We start from the raw sequence: 20,184 nt of genomic DNA on the forward strand, positions 1-20,184 counted from the left end.
AGAAGGGATCGAGGGCGGTAACTCCCGGGATCCGAACGATGGGCGAACGCCTAAGTTGGGTCGGGTCGTGGACAAACCGCCTCTTCAGTTTCAGACTATTCTAGGCCGGGTGCGGTGTCAAACCTATCATACGGCTTCGACCTCCTGTCAGAGCCGCACTGAATGCCCCTGCGGTCGTGAAAGGACACTTTGGTACTATGTCGCTGTCCTTGATCCGCAAAGGTGGCATAATCAGCGCCGTCAGCGGGACCCCTGGCCAGGGTGCGACCCGGTTACTAAGATCGTCAGCAACGCTTTCGAGCCCTGTTTCAGAGAACCTCTGTTATGAATCGCGAACGTTACTACGCAGCGGCATGTCAGCTTGATATGCCGCATCCCACGAGTCGCAATGAAATTTGTGGTCGGGTCGACCGGATGTTGGCAATGATTGATAACGCCGTCATTGGTTACGAGCCGTTTTTTGATATTCGATTGGTGACGTTTCCGGAATTCGCGCACGCCGCCCCAATTTTTCCCACGGTGGACAAGCTTCATGCTCGCTTGGCCGTGCCGATTCCAAACGAGCATACCGACCGTTACCAGGCGAAATGTCGTGACTTGGGGATTTATGTGCAGACGGGATCCTTTCTCGAGTTAGATGATCGTTGGCCCGGACATGTGTTTAACACGACTTGTTTGATCGGACCGGATGGGATTTTGGCCAAGTATCGAAAAGTCCATACCTGGGTACCCTGGGAGGTGCACACGAGTCCGCATGATTTAGAGGGATACGATGAGCCCCTATTCCCCGTGGCAGAGACACCGATCGGACGGATCGGTGCTGCGATTTGCTATGACTGGCTGTTTCCGGAAGCGATACGGCAACTCGGGCTTGCCAACGCTGAAGTCATCGTGCGCGTATCGGCTTACATGGATCCGTGGGGTACCCAGCAGCCGATGGATTGGTGGACATCGATCAATCGAGTGCGTGCCATTGAAAATCTGGCCTACGTCGTCGCTTGCAATCAGGGATCGAGCGCGGCGAATTATCCTCCGTTTAGTTGGCCCGGTGGCAGTATGATTGTCGACTACGATGGCCGGATTCTCTCGCAGGCAAATCCAGGTCCGGGGGAACAGATCGTGGTGGGGCCGATCGATCTTGCCGCCTTGCGGCATGAACGCAAGCGGCGTCGAGGGCATCACATGCTGTCTCAGTTGAGAATGGAAGCTTATTCTCGTTATCAGCAGAATTACTATCCAGCTGAGTCATTTCAACAGCCGCCGGTGATCGAGGAAAACGAAAAACGCATGCGGAAAGGTCGATCTTCCCTGGCGGGCGACCAAGACGAGCGGGCAAACGACTGACGAATGAGACCCGCAGGGACATTTAATATGCTAATTTGGTCCTATGGCAATTCGGCTAATCAATATCGCAACGTTTGACCAAGTGGCGGATGCCTACGTGTTTCGCAATCAGTTGGAAAGGCGAGGCATTACCGCAGTGGTGCACGAATCGAGTGTGGCCAGTGCGTTGTGGCGTTTAAACGTTGCCGGAGGCGGTGCGAAACTTCAAGTCCACTCGGCTGATGCGAGCAAAGCGCGAGCGATTTTGTTAGCCCATCTCACTCCTGAAGTTGGGTCAGACCTTTCTCAGTTTTGGCGATGTGAATCTTGTGAGGAGATTGTAGATCCCGGATTTGACGTTTGCTGGTCGTGTTCGAAATCTCGTGGCGAGGTCGAGGATCAGGGATTTCAGCCTACGCTCGCAACGGTCGGCATTGCGGGAGTTGATCTTGAGGATGAGTCGCAAGATTGTCCACCGCTTGCCATTACTCGTTCGCCCGCTGAGTCGATGGAAGTGGCAAGCAATGCCTCCGGTCAGGCCGTTGCCGCTTCGGTTGCCGCTCACGATCCAACCCGAATTGTGGTCGAGAATTCGGCTCAAGCCGCAGATGAAATGGTGATGCGAGCCTGGCGGGCTGCGATTATGGGATTGTTCCTTTGTCCGCCGTTGGTGAACATTTATTCGATGGCTCTGTTAGTTCGTGTTGGTTTCGGGGTTGCGAAAATCTCACCCAAGGCGAGTCGTCGGTTTTATGCCGCGATAGGCGTTAATTTGCTGTCTACCCTGTCGCTTGGGTTTTACCGCTGGGTCGAGTTGTTCGAATAGCCGGTTCCTCGCGCCCCTCGGCTGTAGTAAACTGGGGCCGAGTAGATTTGGGTTGCAGTTTCCTGCAGCAGCACCCTTTGAATTGTAGCTGTCGACCGATCGTCGCTTTATCGAAACGAACTTGCGCTAGTGATATCCATTTCCAATCTGAAATTACGCTTTGGAGATTTCTCGCTCACTGGCATCTCCTTTGACGTGCCCACTGGTGAATATGCCGTGTTGATGGGCAAAACGGGTAGCGGGAAGACGTCAATCCTGGAGGCAATCTGCGGCTTGCGGCCGATTGTGAGTGGACAAATTCGACTTGCTGATCGAGACGTGACGCAAATGAAGCCGGCTGCCCGGGGAATTGGTTACGTACCTCAGGACGGAGCATTGTTCGATACGATGACCGTTCAGCAGCATTTGGCATTTGCTCTGGAGGTCAGACGTGTTGCCTCCGAGTCCATTCGTCAACGCGTGACGGAGATCGCGGGATTGCTTGAACTGGATGGATTGTTGAAACGTTATCCGAAGCATCTCAGTGGCGGTGAGCGTCAACGCGTGGCGCTAGGACGAGCTCTCGCATTCCGACCGTCCGTGCTACTCATGGACGAGCCTCTTAGTGCTTTGGATGAAGAAACGAAAGAGCATATGTTCTCTGTTTTGAAACGGGTTCGCGATGAATTGCAAGTGACGGCGCTGCACGTAACGCACAGCCGAGAAGAATCACGAGTCTTGGCCGACCGGTTGCTTCGCATCGAGCAAGGAAAAGTGACCACAAGTCTTCTTTCCGCTGCGGAACGAATTGAGCAAAGCTCATCTCAGGAGCCAAGCAGTGAAGATTAAGCTTCAGTACACGACGCAATTGAAGGTGGCACTCGGCCTCGCTGAGGAAGAAGTGTCGGCGGCGGACGGTTGTACCTTGCCAGAATTGTTTTCTTGTTTGGCATCGACCCACGGACAACCGTTTACGGAACATGTGCTCGATGCGCAGGGGAGGTTAAGACCCGCGATCATTGTTTGTGTGGACGATTGTCAGGTCGAGTTTTCAAATGACGTCGTCCTGCATGATGGGGCCACAATAACCTTGCTGTCGGCCATCAGTGGCGGATGAGGTCGGAGAAGATTGCATGACTCATGAGCGGACTCTTTCAGAGCATGAAAAAGCGGTTTATGAATGGCAAATGTGGGTGCCAGATTTTGGTGAAGAGGGACAGCAAAAGCTGAAAGATGCCACCGTGATGGTGTCGCGGCTGGGCGGTCTAGGAGGCGTGGTGGCGTACGAATTGGCGGCAGCAGGCGTTGGACGCTTAATCCTGGCTCATGCAGGGAATGTGAAGCCGAGCGATTTAAACCGACAGCTGTTGATGACGCATGACTGGTTAGGACGCCCACGCATCGAATCTGCGAAGCGAAGATTACTCGAGCTCAATCCGCGGCTTGAAATTCTGGCAGTGCCTGAAAACGTGAATGCCGAAAATGTGGATGCGTTGGTTGAACAAGCCGATGTGGTGGTTGACTGTGCTCCCCTGTTTGCGGAACGCTTCGCGATGAATCGTGCTGCGATCAAGTATGGAAAGCCGCTGGTGGAATGTGCAATGTACGACATGGAATTCCATCTCTTTACCTATCTGCCGGGTAAGACGGCTTGTGTGCGATGTCTCTTTCCGGAGCAACCCGCCGCATGGCGTCGTGAATTTCCTGTATTCGGCGCCGTGTCTGGGGCGGTGGCTTGCTTGGGAGCCGTGGAAGCCATCAAGTTGATCGCCGGCTTCGGGCGAACGATGGAAGGTCGAATGCTGATGGCAGATTTGCGTACAATGCAGTTCCGCCAGGTGGAGTTGCGACGACGCGATGATTGCGAATGTCGTTCCGTCGACGACGCCTCTTGCTCGGCGACCGATTACGAATAAAAGTCGAACGGTCGTTGGATGTACCGTTATCGATCGGTATGCGAGAAGGCGACCGCCGCAGAAAAATTAGGAGTCTTTCGGCGGATAGGGCCATGGAGCTTGTGTGAACAATCCACCGTCCACATAGACGGTTTGGCCTGTAATGAAACTTGCGTGTTCGCTTGCCAGAAAGACAACTGCCTCGGCAACGTCAGCAGGAACGCCAATGCGTCGTGCGGGTGTGATCGGCGCCCAAGTGCCAGCATAATCCTCGGATTCGTCTTGGGTACGCTCAATCTCGATTGCGCCAGGTGCCACACAGTTAACTCGAATCCCTTTGGGACCCAATTCCACAGCCGCTACCTGGGTTAGACGTTCGATACCGCCTTTCGATGCGCCGTAATCGACCAAATTCGGAAACGGTCGCTTGTTGGCGCCTGAACCAATGTTGATGATCGAACCACCATCATGTTGGATCATGATCCGAGCAGCTGCCTGAGTGCAGAGAAATGTACCCTTTAAGTTGGTGCGGATAACCCGGTCCCAATCTTCTTCCTGAAGTTCAAGGAGAGATGCCCACGTCTGCACACCGGCGTTGTTGACAACTAGCCGCAGGCGACCGGCCTGCGGTGCCAACTGTGCAAACATAGCCGTTACCTGCTCGGAATACCCGACATCGCCTTTGACGAGCCAAGCGTTACGACCCGCCTTGGACACGACAGCAGCTGTTTGTTCAGCACCGGCTTGATCATTGCAATAGTTGATGGCCACGTCCCAGCCGGCTTTTGCGAGACCAATGGCTATCCCTCGGCCTACGCCTTTGCTTGCCCCTGTAACGAATGCGACGAAGGTATCGCTCATATGCGTTCCGAACTTCCCTTACCAAATTTTTTCCTGTCCGCTCAGTAGTCTTACGACGATGAGGACGGAAAGGGCAATAACGACCATCAACAGGGAAACGCCGACCGCTCCCTCAATATTTCCAATGCTTAGTTCCATGTGGACGCTTACCGGCAAGACTTCGGTACGGCGGCGTGTGGAGCCAGCGAAAACCAAGATCGGACCGAATTCACCGAGCGCTCGAGCCCAGGCCAAAATGCCGGCCGTCATGATGCCACGCCAGCATTGCGGAATGACGACTGCGAAAAATGCTTGAGAGCGACTGCAGCCGAGTGTGAGTGCAACCTGTTCGACGCGAGGAGAAACGGTGTCGAACGTTGATCGAAGCGTCCGGACGGCAAATGCACTTGCGACCGAAAACTGGGCAAGAATGACAGCCGGAACGTGGAAAGCGATGCCAAAATAGTCATCAAGTATTCGCAAAGGTGTCTGCCGGAAAAGAATCAGCAAACTTAAACCAATCACCAAGGGAGGTAGGAAAATAGGAATGTCGAGTATCGAGTCGAGCAGCGATTTTCCCGGAAACTGAAATCGTGACATCAGGTAGCCAATGGGAATGGCGACCCACAATGACAGAATAGCGGTGATGGAGCAAGACAATAGACTCAGCCAGACCGCATATCGAATTTCGGGAGTTTTGAGAGTATCAATGACTGCATGCGGGCGTGAACTGGCGAACAAAATATCCGCCGACAGCATGGCACCAATCAGCAGAATGTAAAACGAAGAGAGGATGACCAGTCCCGCTAAGAATGGTCCGTCCGTCCAAAGACTGTTTTCTGCTTTCCAAGGAGAAAGGGAATGATCCTGCTCATGGTCTGAGTTGTTGTCTGTTTCAGCGTTCACAGGGTACTGCCCCCGATCCAGCGAAAGCCTCGTGATTCGAATTGTTGTCTTGAATCTGCGGACTTGAGTTTGCGAATCAAGCGACCCATCAGATTGGGAAAGGAACTATCTTTCGCGACCGCGATCGGTTGAATCGCGGTAGCGCGAGGGCTGTCGATATCGATGACCACCAAAGCGTCTTTTTGTCGGATCGTATTAGCGCGATAAACGATTGCCGCATCCAGGCCGTCAATGACCACGCTTTCGACGAGTCGATCTGCAGTACTTGGCCAGTCGAGTACCTTGGGTTGCACGGTGGCCCACAGATTGCGTTGTCGAAGCAGCTGTCTGGTGAGATCGCCTAAGGCACTGTGTTCGGGGTCGCAAAGGCCAATCTTCAATGGCTTGGTCGCCAAGTCGTTCAGTGACGAGATGTTGAGCTCTTTTGCTGTTTCTGGATTTACTACCATGACCATTTCAGTCCTGGACAAATCTTCCCATTGAGGGAAAACATCTTCGACTTTCATCATGAAACTAGTGTCGCAGGCAAAATAGAGATCAGGGTGTTCGCCAGCTCGGATTTGGCTTACGAGTATTCCGCAACCGTTTGGTGTTTGCAGGACGCGAACGCCTTCTCGTTGTTCAAACGTGGTGATCGTCTCTTGAATTGCCGGATGCATGAGTCCGCCCGTGAAAAGCCGTACTTCTGGTGATTCTGACCAGACGTCTCCTGCGACCGTATCGTAGCCGTACTTCTTGAAGTTTGTTAGACCCCGATCTTGCGACGTTAAATAGCGGAGGAAATGTAAGGCGCGTGTCGGCTGCTTGCTGGCAGTCAGCACCGAGATAACGATCTGTTGAGGGCTTCCTTCAAATTGCGACACGGGTACAACGGTGAGTTCCTCGTATTGGGCGGCAGTCGCATCCCAAATGATGCCGACATCAGCGGCCCCTGATTTGATGTCGTTTGCGATCTCGTTGACCGTATGGCGGACAACGGTCGCTTTTTCGAAAATCGGATCCCAAATCGAGACTCCGTTCACCTGGGTTTCTGCCAGCATCTTTCGAGCGGCTCGGCCGATCGCCGCAGATTTGGGATCGGCGACACTCAGTCGATGGGTTCCGGCTGCCAAATCCTGAAGCGTAATTCCCTGGAGCCCGCTGTCTTTACGAATAGCGAGACACGGCCGTTGTTCCGCAATGTTGGCTACTTCATCGATGATTCCAAACGAGCGAGCTTCTTCGGTGTAAGCGACGTCAGCTGCCAAGTAGAGATCTCCACCGTCAGCGGCACGGATTTCGCTCAAAAGTCTTCCTGACCCATCGTAGGATGATTCCACCGGAATGCCGTATTCGGCTTCATATTCGGCGATGATTTCCTGAACCGGTTTTCGGATTCCAGCAGCGCAATAGAAACGCAGGGGTTCGGCTCCGATCTCGGTGCGCGAGTCACTGCCTAATTTGATCGCAGCAATTAAGCCTACGATTAGGAGCGCGGAGGCAGCGACGATCCAACCGAATCGAAATCTCATTCGTAAACTTCCCTTTATTGCTCGTTGCGGATACCGTCATCGACGCTGGGAAAATTTCCCACTTGTTCAGGACTGGGGGGTCGTTTCGCAAACTTGACCGGCACTGAGGTGAATTTGTGAGGTTGCCCGCGCTGCTGCATTCGCATCATGGGTCACCAGGAGAACCGCACCGCCTTGAGCAGCGAATTGAGCTAATTCATCAAGGACGAGTTCGGCATTGACTTCGTCCAGATTACCGGTCGGTTCGTCGGCGAGAATCAGGTTGGGTTGATTCAATAAAGCACGAGCCATTGCGGTGCGTTGACGCTCACCTGTCGACAGTTGCCCTGGGCGATGCAGGAGACGATCGGTCAAGCCAAACTGAGTCAACAAATCTTCGGCCTGCTTTCGTGCCGTTGGATTCTTGGTTGGCAGACCGATTTGTGCGGCCAGCACGTTTTCAAGTACGGACAGGTAGGGTACGAGGTGGAATTGTTGGAACACAAATCCAATTTGATTTGCTCGGAAAGCGGCACGCTCATTACTGCTCATCTCGTAGATTTCGGTGTCGTTGATACGAACTTCGCCCTGGTCGGGCCTCAATAAGCCACCAAGAGTCAACAGTAAAGTTGACTTACCACACCCACTCGGCCCACAGATTGCAACGAATTGGCCGGCATCGAGCTGCAACGACACGTCCTGTAACGCGGCGACGGAATGATCTGTATAGGTTTTGGAGACTCGATCGAGTTGTGCAATCATCCCGTTGCTTACTCCTGGGATAGAATGGTCGCCGGGTCGCTATTGGCCGCAAGTACTGCCGGTACCCAGCTGGCCAGCGTTGCCACGGTTGGTGCAATGACGATGGCAGCCAAAAACAGTTCGCTATCAAAGAGAGCCGAGAAGGAAAAACGTAATTCATCGGCGGTGCCGGCTTCTAATTGGAAGGCGATGGCGAGTCCGATCAGATAGCCACCAACGGCGCCGAAGAAGCCGATCAACAAGGCTTTTCCCAAAAACATCGTCATGATGGAGCTCGTTGAGCTTCCGAGTGCTCGAAGGATGCCAATTTCCTGCCTCCGTTCGCGAACATTGGCCAATGCGACTAAGCCAATCAGCAGTGAACTGACGACCAAAAGCAGGACTAATTGTAAAGTAGCTCGGCTCTGCATTCGTTGGACCAGTTCTTGCCCTTCGGCCTTCACGTCTTCACGAGCTCGAGCACGAGCGATCGCTTTGGTGGCCAATTCGATGACCTGGACGTCACTCCCCAGGACTTTGCTGATCTCTGCTTCAATTTCTGCCAAGCGGTCAATCGAGGCGCAATTGCATTCCAAGGCTTGGATCAAGTTGATGCGATCAGGTAAAGCCAGCATCTTTTGAGCGGCGTTCAAGTCAATCCAAACGGTAATGTCATCTTTGGTTCCCCGTGGCGGGTAGACTTTGTTGACCGATACCCGGGTGCCATTCAGCTCGGTGGTGTCTCCCGGTGTGACGCCAATTTGATTCGCCAGCACGTGTCCCAAATTGATGGTTCCGGCCGGAACCGCTTCGGTCATTGGTTTTTTGGGATTTGTTCGATGCGTCCAAGGAACGACACCGGCGACGCCCATTAATACGATTTGGCGTCCCTGCTCCTCCCATTCGATTTTGCGGATCAGCGCCGGACGAAGATGGTTGATGGTGACGATCTGTTTACTATCCGCTAACCGCTGAACATACTCGAACGGCATCGTCTTTTCACCGAAGTCATTGGCATGGAAGTCGGCAAGATTTTGGTCGGCGGGCAAAATGTTGATATTGAAACCGAGCGATTTCGTGATCTTTCGAATTTCATTATCCAGGGCAGTGACCCGTTGTTGAAGTCGCTCCCGCTGTGCATGGATGAGGGTCAAGGAACTGACCGAGTAGGCAACCAGTATTAGAATTGCCAGAAAACTGACGAAGAAATTCAGCTTGCGGTGCCAAATCTCTTTCCACACCAATCGAAACACATTCATTGTTATCGCGTCGTTGTCCGGCGTTTTAATATCAAGGTGGAACCGATCACAAAAACTAATCCCACGGCAAAAAATCCGACTAACCAAGTCAGAAGGCGTTGTTCAAATTGGCCCGCCGCCTCATCCAGGGTATCGGATGTGGCGATCGTTTCGGCTGTTTGAGGCGGTGAATCGAGCGTGCCATCGGTCGCCTCGAGAGGACTGTTTGGCATCACGGAGGCCACTTGTAGGGCTGGATCCTCCTCGGGATTTGGGCCCGGTTCGTCGGACGCTTCGACTTCGAATCCTCCGATGCCAGTGAGCTCCGGCAAAGCAATGTCTTCCATCGCTGATTCCGTGATTAAATTTTTCCAGTCCATTGCCATCAAAAGGTCAATGCCAGGATTGTCTTGTTTGATTTGGCAGGAACAGGCCCCACACATGAATTGGCAATTGTCGTTCACGGTGTCCGCGTTGATTCCCTTTCCGACCAACGCGTAATAGGTTCGACCTCGGCCGTAAACGGGAATCGCGATGGGCTCGTTGAACTCGCGAAGGTCTTCTTCGCTACCAAGTAGCATGGAGACGATTGCCGCTTCGTCGCTCGCATCGCGACTGACTCGCAATGCAGAGAACTCAACCTTTAATTCGATTTCATTGTCGGGATTGTATTCCTCATCCGTCTCAATCAGTTCTTGATCGGGCAAACTGACAAGTTTTGGTGCGTCGATTAGGAGCTTCTCGAGTTGACGGAAAGCTGCTTCATCTGCTGCTGTGTTGCCACTTTCGACCAGCACCCAAACGGCCGACTGGCCGTCGAGGATTCGTTGGGCAATTTCCCGACGTAAAGGGGAGTCCAACAGGGCGCGAAGGTTGGCTTCATTGAAATCACCGTGCCAGGCTGGGAGCGATTGGGGGGGGTGATTGGGAAACAGAGTGACGATCGTAGGTGAGGCATTCGAACTGTGTTCGAGCCAGCGACGTAGGTAGTCGACGGTGCCAATCGGTAGCTCCATCGCCGATTTCGCGTCGGGTGCCAATTCTCGCGTGTCGACGACGAAAACGTTCGCGTTGCAAATCGCCTGGTTCTCGACCGATTTCGACCGCAAGGCGGATGCCAGCGCCGCTTGTTCGCTCGTTAAATCACCTTGGTGCAGAATGAACACGCTGTAAGGGTCCGGCTGCCAATTCTCCAAGGCGTAGCGGAAGACAGGAATGTTGCATCCCCAAGCGGAGCCACCCATTCCCACGAAGTAGCAGCAAACCAAGAGCCAGAAGAAAGTTCGTTTCATGATTCTTGTTGGAGTATTTCCAATCCCGAGATCACTGGTGGGAGCGGCGATTGCGAGCGAAGCTCGATCACCGCAGACTTTTTGGTCGGTTTCACTTCAAATGATCGTATCACACCTCGGCCGACTCCGCCTGCTGCCTTTGCCGGTGAGAAGCTCGGTAACACGATTTTTCCCTGAATTATGACGTCGAAGTTGCGTTCCGTCGACTCTGTCGGTTCTAGGAAAAATAGGTTCAACGTATGAATCGAGTTGGTCTCGAATCCCAGCCGAATCTCTCGAATCCCTTCTAGCCCGGAACCGGTGATCCAGGGCCGCTCGCCGAGGACCGTCGACGCGTGGCGGCGAAACGTGGTTGCCTCTTGGGGCTCGATTTTCGCGGTTATTTTTATCGATTTGCCGCCGACGCTGGGATAGTCGACCCAAAGCGTGCGATCCTTGTCGCGCCGATCGCCAGGTGCACCGAAATTTAACCCAATCGGCCCGGCCGTTTTTTTCGCTCCAAAGGTCCAATATTCGGCAGACGGCTGATGAATCAAGGCCAACGAGGTCTGATTTTGATAGGCACAATTGCAGGTTCGGGTGTAATCGGGCGCTGCCAAAATGCCGTTGGCGGGAATGAGGTTGTTTGTACAGCTGGATCGAAATCCCCCCAAATTGCCCGTCCCTGCGTCATGGAGCATGTCGTAAAATCCGGCGGCTCCCGAACGGAAAGTCAAAAGATTTTGACAGCCGTGGGCCGTATTACAGCCATACTCACGATCGTAGCTCCAGCCCGACTTCTTGCCTGTTTTCATCCCGATCGCGTATCCACCATTTCCGTTGGTCAAAATCTGATCTTTCCAGAGCAACAGGGGCCCGCCGTAGGCAAGCTTCGAATCTTCCCACAGAACTTTACCGTCGCGACCTCGATAGACAACGATTCCTTTGTCGGACTCGTCTGAGGCGCGATCCCGATAGAGGCTTCCGCCCTGAACGAGTGCGTCATGTTCCTGAGAATAGTTTAGGAAGGTCCCAAAGACTTGATCGTTCGTTTCCCAGGCAACGCTGCCGTCCATTAAATTCAACGCGTAAAGGCGGGCCGGTTGCTTCCATTGGATGCCTCGTCTTTGGAAGGAGCGTTGTTTGGCATCTGAAAAACGATCGATACAAAAAACCTTGTTTGCTCCCACGGTAATGTTGTTGTGGCGGAAGCCAAAGTCGGCATCTCGGTGCCACAGTTCGCGGCCCGTGTGCCGATTGAGCACAACAAGTCGTCGGCTGCCTGAGGCGTAACGAGTCGGAGCGATAAATTTGTCAATTCGCGCGACTTCTGTTTTTCGATTTTGGGGCAGTCGCGTTTGTCCTACGAGGTACGGATCGAGAGTGAAGTCACTGCTCTTAAGCCCCACATTGTGGCCTTCAATCGCGATTGTATTTTCGCCGGGTTGGAGGAATTGTCGCCAATTCTTGATTCGAAAAACTTCAAACTCATCGGCCTCATGCGACTCAACGTCAGCGTTGGCTCCACGGCCCGACTTGAGTGAACTGCGGGCAATTTCCCGATCGTTGAGATAGGCGATAAAGGCGTCATCGTATCGGATCAATAAACTGAGCGAATACAGGTCTTTCAGTTGTTCGCGGTCGAACGTGTGGCGCAGAAAGACTCGCGTGTACTGTTTTTCCATGTCTTTGAGCTTGGTGTTGTCATCGCCATCGCCATAGCCAAATCCGGCTTGTCCCAGCTTCCAATCCGAATCGTCAAAGGACGGCTTGCCCCAAGATCCAGCCGGATCTTTTCCTGCCAAATAGCGCCATTTCGCGTGGGCGTGAATCACAGCTCGTTCATTGTTTTTGAGAGCAGGCTCTGGGCTGCGTATTTTTGATAAATCGGATGTGCTGATGCTGACGGGTGTGGAGGTTGCCACCAGAAAATCTTCCCAGACTGAAATGTGTCCCCAGTGGGATCCGTTGCGGTTCTCAGGCAATTGAATCTTTTGTCGTGTTTCTCCGGTCGATGCATTGAGCTTGAGGATTGACTGACCGTAGACGACGTAGATGTGATCGGGTGTTGAGACGTAATTGCTGCCGATTTCGCCGGCGCCTGGGAAATGTTTCGTGTTGTTGTAATAAGCTCCCAAGGACTTTAATTCGCGTTGCCAAAGTTGCCTGCCAGTGTAGGCGTCAAGGCAGCGTAAAAAATCCGCTCCCTCGATAATGATTCGACCACCGGCGACTTGGGGTGTTGGTCCATGGCCATGCCGAGGCAGAATTCCTTCGTGGGACGGACCACCGAACCAAAGAACCCCCAGGGGTGCTTTTACCCGCTGATCGAGAGAAACGCCCGTTTGTCCGGCGTTACCATATTGATGGCTCCAATCGTCCGTGTCCGGCAAGGGCCCCATGCTGGCTGCGACAGTCAAGCCAGCAAGGCGAGCCAGCTTGAGTCCAGGTAGCGATTGTGCTCGCCCTTGTTGTTCCAGCCGAGCGTGCTCAGACGGCGTCAGCATCAGGCAAAGTTTACCCCCATAAGGACGCAACACACGGTACCAATCTGAGAGACCTTGGTCGTTGAGGATTTCAGCGGAAATCGCAGGCGAGTTGAAGACAATTAGTTGGGCGAGATAGGCAGGCAAGCTCTCGGGGGATAGGTTTGCATGGGCCGAAATGCGATTTCCGTAGAGACCCGCCGCTTGCATGCGGTCCCTGAATTTCCGAATGCGTTCGCCATCTCGATCCAACACGATCAGGTGTAAGTTGGACTCGTTCAATAACTGATCGATGAGACGGTTGTTATTTGCGCCGACGATCACTGCGTATCCTGCCTCCGTGCCGTCAAGGGAAAGGATTGTTTTGGAGGTGTTCTCAGGTGGACCACCGGATTTCAAGCTCTTTTGATCGTGTGAATGTCGCTTGACTTTTGATTTGCCTGGACCAAAGCAAATTAACTGATTCTGACGCGTAATCGCAAATAATCGATCGTCAGCAGCGATCATCTCTGCGACGTCATCGGTAACCGTCGCCGTCCAAAATGGTTTTGCGATCGATTTTCCCTTCAGTTCATAAGCGGAAATTACTTTTCCCTTTGCAGTCCACAGCAGCGAATCGGTTTGGAGGTGTATCGTTCCAAGCGAACTTTGCGTCTTCCGGGTGTACTGGGTTTGGCGGGATGGTTTTTTTTCTGATTTGCCGCGTCGGTTTTTTGTTTTACGTGGCGATGTTCCCACGGACTTGCCGGTAAATGATTTCTTGGATGCAAAGATAACCGCGTCGGGGCCAGCGATTGCGGGCGCTTCGTCTTCCAGGAGTTTGCCCTGGGAAATGCCGAATGTTTTTCCTCCAACAAAGTAATACTGGCCGTCTGTGAAGACATGGTGTCCGCCATGTTTGCCGTGGTAGTTGAAGTGCTGAAGCCGACCTGAATTCAGGTCGTAGACGGCTGGAACCGAACGTCCCCCGGGGACGATCAGATTGTTTTCGGATGCGACGAGATGCCCTTGAGGAACGACGGTTGCGAAGGACGGTGCTCCGTGTGGCTGAATCGTAAGATTGGTTCCATCGCCGCTGTTCACCCAGACGGGTTCGCCCGTTTCAGCATCAACCGCGTGGATAAAGATACCCATAAATGGCCAGATACTGGCAGCAAAGAACACTTTCCCGTCTTGTAGGACAGGTCCGCCGCGTGCGGGCCAGGATGAAATGAGCCGTTCGTTTCCCAAAATCCGGCTGTTGGATGGACCGCCGTTATATCGCCAACGTTGCTTGCCTGTTGCCAATTCGAGGCAATACAAATGACCATCGTCGGAAACGAAATAGGCATATTTGTCGGCGGCAATGGGCGCGAAACGCACGGGACCACCTGCGTAGAATCGCCATAGTTCCTCGCCAGTCCGCGTGTCCAAGGCAGTGATGGAGTCGTTGACGGTCGAATTGACGAGCAGTTTTTGACCATTGACGACGGGATGGGCGGTCGTATCAAATTGCAACTTGGCTTGCGTTGCCGGCCAAGCGGGTGATTCCGCCGGTAATTCACGCTGCCAGTGCAGTGACAAATCGGCGGAAAGCGTCTGATTCGTGACGGCTCCTCGTTGCGCGTTGAAACGCCATTGAGGCCAGTCACTTCCTTCAGCAAGGCGGCAGACCTGCAAGACGAGGATTGCAAGGGTGATAAATGATTTCTGTTTGGGCATGCGGTGGTGCAGAAATAGGTTTGAATTCGGGAGGTCAGAAGATCCCCTCAGTATACCTGTTCGCTCCCAATGATACTCGCCCAACGGAGAACTCTTTGGGTGCCGCGTTGCAGTGAACCCTCGTTCGCGTCTATAACCATCCTTGGTGAATCTCAGCCTAAATACCGACGAGGAAAATAGTTATGAATAGAGTGCGTTGGGGGGTGTTGAGCAGTGCAAAAATCGGCACGGAAAAAGTGATTCCAGCAATGCAGGCCGGCGAGCACGCTGAAATTACTGCGATTGCTTCGCGAAATCAAGAGCGGGCCCAAGCCGTCGCGGATCAGTTGGCCATTCCGAAGTCGTACGGCAGCTACGAAGCGTTGTTGACCGATCCTGATATTGACGCGATCTACAATCCACTGCCGAACCATTTGCATGTGGAATGGTCAATCAAGGCGATTGAAGCTGGCAAGCATGTCTTGTGCGAAAAGCCCATTGGACTGACCGCTGACGAAGGCCAAAAGCTGGTCGAGGTGGCGGAAAGGAATCCGACGGTGAAGGTGATGGAAGCTTTCATGTATCGTCACCATCCTCAGTGGCAACGTGCCTACGACTTAATCACCGCAGGAGAAATCGGTGTCTTAAAAACGATTCAATCTTTTTTTTCGTACTTCAATGACGATCCTCAAAATATCCGCAATCAAGGTGACATTGGCGGCGGTGGCCTCATGGATATTGGCTGCTATAACATCTCGCTGTCGCGATTCTTATTTCAATCCGAGCCTAATCGGGTCTACGGTGTTATTGACTATGATCCGCAATTTGAGACGGATCGGTTGGCGTCAGGGATTCTCGAATTTGAGCAAGGTACCTCGACCTTTACCTGTTCGACGCAATTAAGTCCTTACCAACGGGTCAACTGTTATGGCAGTGATGGTCGAGTAGAGATTGAAATTCCCTTCAACGCGCCGGCCGATCGGCCCTGCCGGATGTGGTTGCAGCAAGGAGGTCAGGTTGCTGAGATTTCGCTGGAAACAACCGATCAGTACACGGTTCAGGGCGATCTGATGTCGCTCGCGATCCTCAACGATCAGCCGGTGCCGACGCCGATTGCCGACGCCGTGGCGAACATGAGAATTATCGAGGCGATCAAGGCCAGTGGGCAATCAAAAACGAGTGTCGCGATGTGATCTCGCGTACGACTGGAACGTCTCGGCTTCCCGATCAATAGGGCGTTCCGGTGAATCCGAGCAATCGGTGGGGCGGTCTTACTGCGTCAGGTTGATTCGCCTGCCCTGTTCCACGCTTTCCTCGGCACTGATTACGATCGATAACGCGTGATAAGCATCGTCCAGATCATTGGTTTTTCGGACAAGGCTGGTGACGGCTCGGTGGAATAACGCCAAGAGTTGCTCTCCAACGGGCCGTTCGGTTTCAAGCGATTCCATATGTCGACCGGCTTCGTCGAACCAGATGAGCGTTGAAGGTAAATCGATGAAGGCAACGCCGTTTTCACAAACCACTTGCAGACCTGCCGGTGGGCGAAAGGAAATCGCTTCGGTCCACGCTGCGGGCATGTAATGACCGCAGCTAATCTGTGCCATTGGTCCTTCGCCCGAGTTTCTGTTTTGTGAAAAATCCAAATTCATCATCCGGTAAATTCCGTGATCATCATCTGCCGCGATTCCCGGATCGTGTTGAACTCCTAAGACAGATGTGGGTTCGGCACCAATGACGTAGCGGCACCAGTCCACCAATTCGATCAGGTCACGGGTCACCAACGCTGAGAAGCAACGCCCCTGCCCTTGGCCGTTCGTGTCCGGGTTCGACTTGCGGCGGTGGCAGAAGAGCAGTTTGGGTTTACCCAAGCGAGTGGCGATCAGTTCTTTGAGTCGTAACGTGGCGGCTGCGTGTCGACGTGGGAGTTCTGCCATGAAAGCGATTCCGGCAGATTCAACACGATCCCGAACTTCGATAGCCTGTTTCAACTCTAAATCCAGAGCTGCTGCGCAGTAGACAGCTTTCCCTGAATCGCACGCAGCCAGGATGGGTAACGGGCCGAACCATTGCGGTGACAGCATCAGGATGGCATCGATATCTTCACGAGCCGTGAGCACACGATATCCGTCAACTGCCTCTGCATTAAACTCTTCGGCAGCTCGTTCTGCTTGTAGCGAAACCTGGGCGCAGACCGCGCGTACTTCAAATCGATCGTTCATAGCGCGCAAGGCTGGACGGTGCCGTACTTCCCACGCGTCTCCAAGGCCAACAAGGCCGACTCTAAGCTTCATGAAATACCGTTTTCTTTGAGCTGATCCGGTACGCAGTTGATCGGTTATGGTCCGAGTCCAAGCCAGAATCTCCAGAAGGCTCTGCCCGGTCGCCTAAAAACCAAGTTCGGGATTATACCCCCCGCTGGCCATTTGACTCAATCACACAACGGCCTCTCTTGGCAATTCGTACAAAAACGAGCAGTTGATTCACCCATACCGGAGATTTAGAGGAACAACTCAGGCAACTTCCAGACTCATCGGTAACCTCGTGTCGCCCTCGTTTTCCTCTTGATCATCAGCCGAGCTCAAGAAACGGGCTGACTTGCTTGGTGCTTATCGAACCCTGACAGCCAGTTTTCGAGCGTAATTTTTGTTCATGCTGAGAGGAAATTGTTGGGTTGCCTGAACGAACATCAGGACTCTTTGTTGATTTGCCGTCAAAATGGCCGATTGGCCAGCCTGGTTAATCAGCCAGATCTGATGCACATACTCGTTGACGGCCGTATTCCAGTCGTATTCACCGCCCTCGATTCGATTTTGTTCCGCAATATCGTAATGGCCGGCTTGGATGTCGGCCGCCATGGATCGCCCTAATAATCCTCTGCGATCAAAACTCCATCGCTCGGAGTGCCGGTTCCAGGCTTCCGTATAGACGTGAAAGCATTCTTCCCACAACGCGTTCATGCCATCCGGTCGCCACATCGAGCTATCCAAACTTTTCAGCTGGAAGCCAGTTCCGTCCCAATTTGGAAAGAAAGGCCAAATATCCGTTTTCATTGAGATGATGTAATGGCCCGTCCCTTGGTGAAGTGATTCTTCGATCGGGCGCAACGTACGATCGTATCCGATGGCGAAGGCAAAATTCTTGCCCATCGTTTTCAGTAATTCGGGCTGATCAACTCGGCCGTCGGTATTGGTGTCAAGCAGGCTGCTGAAGAGACGGGTCGCTTGCAGGACGACCTCTTTCCCTGATCGGTTTCGGCGATCGGTTTCTCGGGGACGTTGGTTGGTGCCCATGATGTAGAAGCTACCGATCCGATAAACGTGTCTGAACTGTTCGGGAATCTGTGATTCAAAGGTGGGGTCTCCGGCTAAATTGGTCGGCGGAAGATTGCTGTTCTGCCAGCCCCAAACGTGTAGGGGTGGGGCTAAGAGCAGCTGCCCAAACGCCAAACAAATCAGGGGTAAACGCGACCTGAAATTGATAACTGATCGTCGATTGTGCGAATGAAGATGATGAGCTTTCACAGAGCAGACTCCCGAACGCTTGCGAATCCGAAGTTGATGCAGGAGTTCCTGCTTGTTGACAGTAATTAGCTCGTTTTGAAACGGTCTGCGGTCAGAGCTAGGTAGATATGCGCTGTAGCGATTGAAAAGATCGGTAGAAAAATCAACAGGCCGAGGCCACAAGGGATCATGGCAATAATGCATATCAAAAGCATTAAAAGGACGAAGACGAAAATATCCCACTTCGCACCTCGAGTTGCAGCAAATGATGCTTTGATCGATTCAACTGCTGGCAGGTTCCGGTCAACAATAAACCAGAAGGTGAAGAAGCAGGCGAGTACCAGGATGACGCCAGGAATGATCAGTAAGGCAAAGCCAATGATGGAAGGCACCATCAAAATCAAGAACGCCAAAAATCCCGTGCCGAGCCGGGAGAAATTGGAAAAGAGGTCGCTAATCTGTGGAGTTTGCCCGCGTACGACTTTAAGGGCAAGGGTGATATAGCCCAATTGAAAGAAAATATTCACAAGCGTTGAAACGACTACCGAAACGACTCTGATGGTGATCGCACTGGTCGTATCTAGATTGGGAGGTCGTCCCGTGGCGTTTAGTATCGCCCAAGTGATGAGTTGAGCGCCTCCGACGATTAGAATCGCTAAAGCTATTTGAATCACTGCCGCAGCGATCAAGATTGCAGCGTGTAGTTTGAAATCATCCCAGCTCTGGCGAATGACTGTCGTCGGCTCAAACTTACGCGTTGTCATCGTCTGGTTCATGGCCCGGTCACTTTCGGTTGAGTGGAAAGTACTGTTCGAATTTAAACCTGCGACGTAATCTAAATCCATCCTGGTGTTAAATCAAACAGTGAGCTCAGATGCGAACTCCATTCGCTGGCGGAAACAGCGAGGCGATTGTTCCAATCAGCGCCGCTCCAGGGCGATAACGGCAAGTCATTTCCTGGTAGATCCTGCCCGTCTTGCCAGGAGTACCCAGCGTCGGTGATGCAATGGGTCGAACCCGTCGTCTACCAAGTCCGGTAGGTGCGTTGCTTTAGCCGTTTGGGAAGTTCATTGTCGACGCCATGGAGTGGTGAGCCGTTTGACGCGGACGTCTTTTCCTGCGAAAGCAGGCGAGGATTGTGGAGCCGGTCGGCGATCTCAGCCGAACGTTCCTTGGCTGGCTCCCAATCTGCGAAGCACGCATCCGTGATCTGATCCTGATTGCCGTTTGGCTTGGCTGCCAAATCGTGGTCCGAATCGTCTTCGCCTTCTGCCATCGGTCGGTTGAGATAATTGATGACTTTCAAGACATCAATCGGAGTTAAATAATCATCATTGTTGGTGTCATAGTAGAAGCTGACCGTGTCGGCGGATCCGACCAAAGGATACGATCCGGTTGAATTGAGTTGGTTGATTAGAATCAGAGCGTCGAGTGGCGTAATCAATTGGTCGCGATTGACATCTTCGGGAGTTGTTTCGTTGTGCCAGTTGGTTTTCACGCCATTCAGCCAAATCTGGTTTACGCCATCGGAGACAAAAATCCAGTCGTCTGCATTCGCGTGATAAATGGAGTCGTCATTCTGTCCGGTGATGATTCGGTTGACGCCTCCCGCATCGCGAATGGTGTTTTCGCCCTGCCCTGCATCAATTCCGTCATTGCCGTCTCCGGTGTGAATCTCATCGTTCTCGGGGCCTGTTGTGATGGTGTTGTTGCCCTGCATGTCGGTGACTTTGACTCGAATGGCTTCCGCAGAGATCCAGTCGTCGTCGCGTCCGCCGTCGATCTGAAGTGTGAAAGGTTCAAGCTGTGACGGGTCTTGGCCAGTCACCTGGACGAAGTCATCCCCGGCGAGTAGGACGATTTCAAGTTCGTTCACCTCGGATGTTGAAAAGTTCTTTTGTTGTCGATCGTTTCCGTTGGAAATGAGTTGGACAGAGATATCGTTGTCGTGAGCATTGACTTCGACCGCATCTCTACCTGAAGTACCCACTAACAGTAGTTTGTCC

At 52.9% G+C, this 20,184-nt stretch carries 17 protein-coding genes; 6 read left to right on the forward strand and 11 right to left on the reverse strand.

Going from position 1 to position 20,184, the window contains the following annotated elements:
- The first annotated feature begins 324 nt into the window (after nt 1-324).
- From P8N76_12295 to P8N76_12315, 5 genes are all read left to right on the forward strand, one after another.
- Nucleotides 325-1,344 (forward strand): nitrilase-related carbon-nitrogen hydrolase, encoded by a 1,020-nt coding sequence (locus P8N76_12295; GenBank protein ID MDG2382441.1) that lies wholly within the window; start codon nt 325-327, stop codon nt 1,342-1,344.
- Nucleotides 1,345-1,387: 43 nt separating this feature from the next.
- Nucleotides 1,388-2,149, forward strand: coding sequence for a hypothetical protein (locus tag P8N76_12300; GenBank protein ID MDG2382442.1), 762 nt, complete (start codon nt 1,388-1,390; stop codon nt 2,147-2,149).
- A gap of 129 nt (nt 2,150-2,278) precedes the next feature.
- Nucleotides 2,279-2,977, forward strand: coding sequence for an ABC transporter ATP-binding protein (locus tag P8N76_12305; protein MDG2382443.1), 699 nt, complete (start codon nt 2,279-2,281; stop codon nt 2,975-2,977).
- Nucleotides 2,967-3,245 (forward strand): MoaD/ThiS family protein, encoded by a 279-nt coding sequence (locus tag P8N76_12310; GenBank protein MDG2382444.1) that lies wholly within the window; start codon nt 2,967-2,969, stop codon nt 3,243-3,245. The genes P8N76_12305 and P8N76_12310 overlap by 11 nt, the downstream gene beginning before the upstream one ends.
- Before the next feature lie 16 nt (nt 3,246-3,261).
- Nucleotides 3,262-4,044 carry a HesA/MoeB/ThiF family protein gene (locus tag P8N76_12315; GenBank protein MDG2382445.1) on the forward strand — a complete coding sequence of 261 codons (783 nt, stop codon included), beginning with the start codon at nt 3,262-3,264 and terminating at the stop codon, nt 4,042-4,044.
- A 66-nt stretch (nt 4,045-4,110) separates the two neighbouring features.
- On the opposite strand, the gene P8N76_12320 is transcribed toward P8N76_12315, so the two are convergent.
- From P8N76_12320 to P8N76_12350, 7 genes are all read right to left on the reverse strand, one after another.
- A complete protein-coding gene (locus P8N76_12320) occupies nt 4,111-4,884 on the reverse strand; it encodes an SDR family NAD(P)-dependent oxidoreductase (GenBank protein ID MDG2382446.1) in 774 nt (257 codons plus the stop codon).
- 18 nt (nt 4,885-4,902) lie between these two features.
- On the reverse strand, nt 4,903-5,769 hold the full coding sequence (locus P8N76_12325) for an ABC transporter permease (GenBank protein MDG2382447.1): 867 nt from the start codon (nt 5,767-5,769) through the stop codon (nt 4,903-4,905).
- Nucleotides 5,766-7,280 carry a molybdate ABC transporter substrate-binding protein gene (modA, locus tag P8N76_12330; protein ID MDG2382448.1) on the reverse strand — a complete coding sequence of 505 codons (1,515 nt, stop codon included), beginning with the start codon at nt 7,278-7,280 and terminating at the stop codon, nt 5,766-5,768. Before modA ends, P8N76_12325 begins: the two co-directional genes overlap by 4 nt.
- Before the next feature lie 66 nt (nt 7,281-7,346).
- Nucleotides 7,347-8,021: an ABC transporter ATP-binding protein gene (locus P8N76_12335; protein MDG2382449.1), complete on the reverse strand. Its 675-nt coding sequence runs from the start codon at nt 8,019-8,021 to the stop codon at nt 7,347-7,349.
- Between the two features lie 8 nt (nt 8,022-8,029).
- Entirely contained in the window at nt 8,030-9,259 is a 1,230-nt protein-coding gene (locus P8N76_12340) for an FtsX-like permease family protein (GenBank protein ID MDG2382450.1), read from the reverse strand.
- Nucleotides 9,260-9,261: 2 nt separating this feature from the next.
- Nucleotides 9,262-10,530 (reverse strand): hypothetical protein, encoded by a 1,269-nt coding sequence (locus P8N76_12345; protein MDG2382451.1) that lies wholly within the window; start codon nt 10,528-10,530, stop codon nt 9,262-9,264.
- Entirely contained in the window at nt 10,527-14,696 is a 4,170-nt protein-coding gene (locus tag P8N76_12350) for a PQQ-binding-like beta-propeller repeat protein (protein MDG2382452.1), read from the reverse strand. Before P8N76_12350 ends, P8N76_12345 begins: the two co-directional genes overlap by 4 nt.
- 182 nt (nt 14,697-14,878) lie before the next feature.
- Between P8N76_12350 and P8N76_12355 the strand changes: the two genes are divergently transcribed.
- Nucleotides 14,879-15,868 (forward strand): Gfo/Idh/MocA family oxidoreductase, encoded by a 990-nt coding sequence (locus tag P8N76_12355; GenBank protein ID MDG2382453.1) that lies wholly within the window; start codon nt 14,879-14,881, stop codon nt 15,866-15,868.
- 78 nt (nt 15,869-15,946) lie between these two features.
- On the opposite strand, the gene P8N76_12360 is transcribed toward P8N76_12355, so the two are convergent.
- From P8N76_12360 to P8N76_12375, 4 genes are all read right to left on the reverse strand, one after another.
- Nucleotides 15,947-16,969 (reverse strand): Gfo/Idh/MocA family oxidoreductase, encoded by a 1,023-nt coding sequence (locus P8N76_12360; protein ID MDG2382454.1) that lies wholly within the window; start codon nt 16,967-16,969, stop codon nt 15,947-15,949.
- Nucleotides 16,970-17,284: 315 nt separating this feature from the next.
- Nucleotides 17,285-18,199 (reverse strand): hypothetical protein, encoded by a 915-nt coding sequence (locus P8N76_12365; GenBank protein ID MDG2382455.1) that lies wholly within the window; start codon nt 18,197-18,199, stop codon nt 17,285-17,287.
- 65 nt (nt 18,200-18,264) lie between these two features.
- Nucleotides 18,265-18,942: a hypothetical protein gene (locus tag P8N76_12370; protein MDG2382456.1), complete on the reverse strand. Its 678-nt coding sequence runs from the start codon at nt 18,940-18,942 to the stop codon at nt 18,265-18,267.
- A gap of 260 nt (nt 18,943-19,202) precedes the next feature.
- On the reverse strand, nt 19,203-20,184 hold a 982-nt coding region (locus P8N76_12375), incomplete at its 5' end, for a dockerin type I domain-containing protein (GenBank protein ID MDG2382457.1).

The sequence above is a fragment of the Pirellulaceae bacterium genome (assembly GCA_029243025.1).
Taxonomy (GTDB): Bacteria; Planctomycetota; Planctomycetia; order Pirellulales; family Pirellulaceae.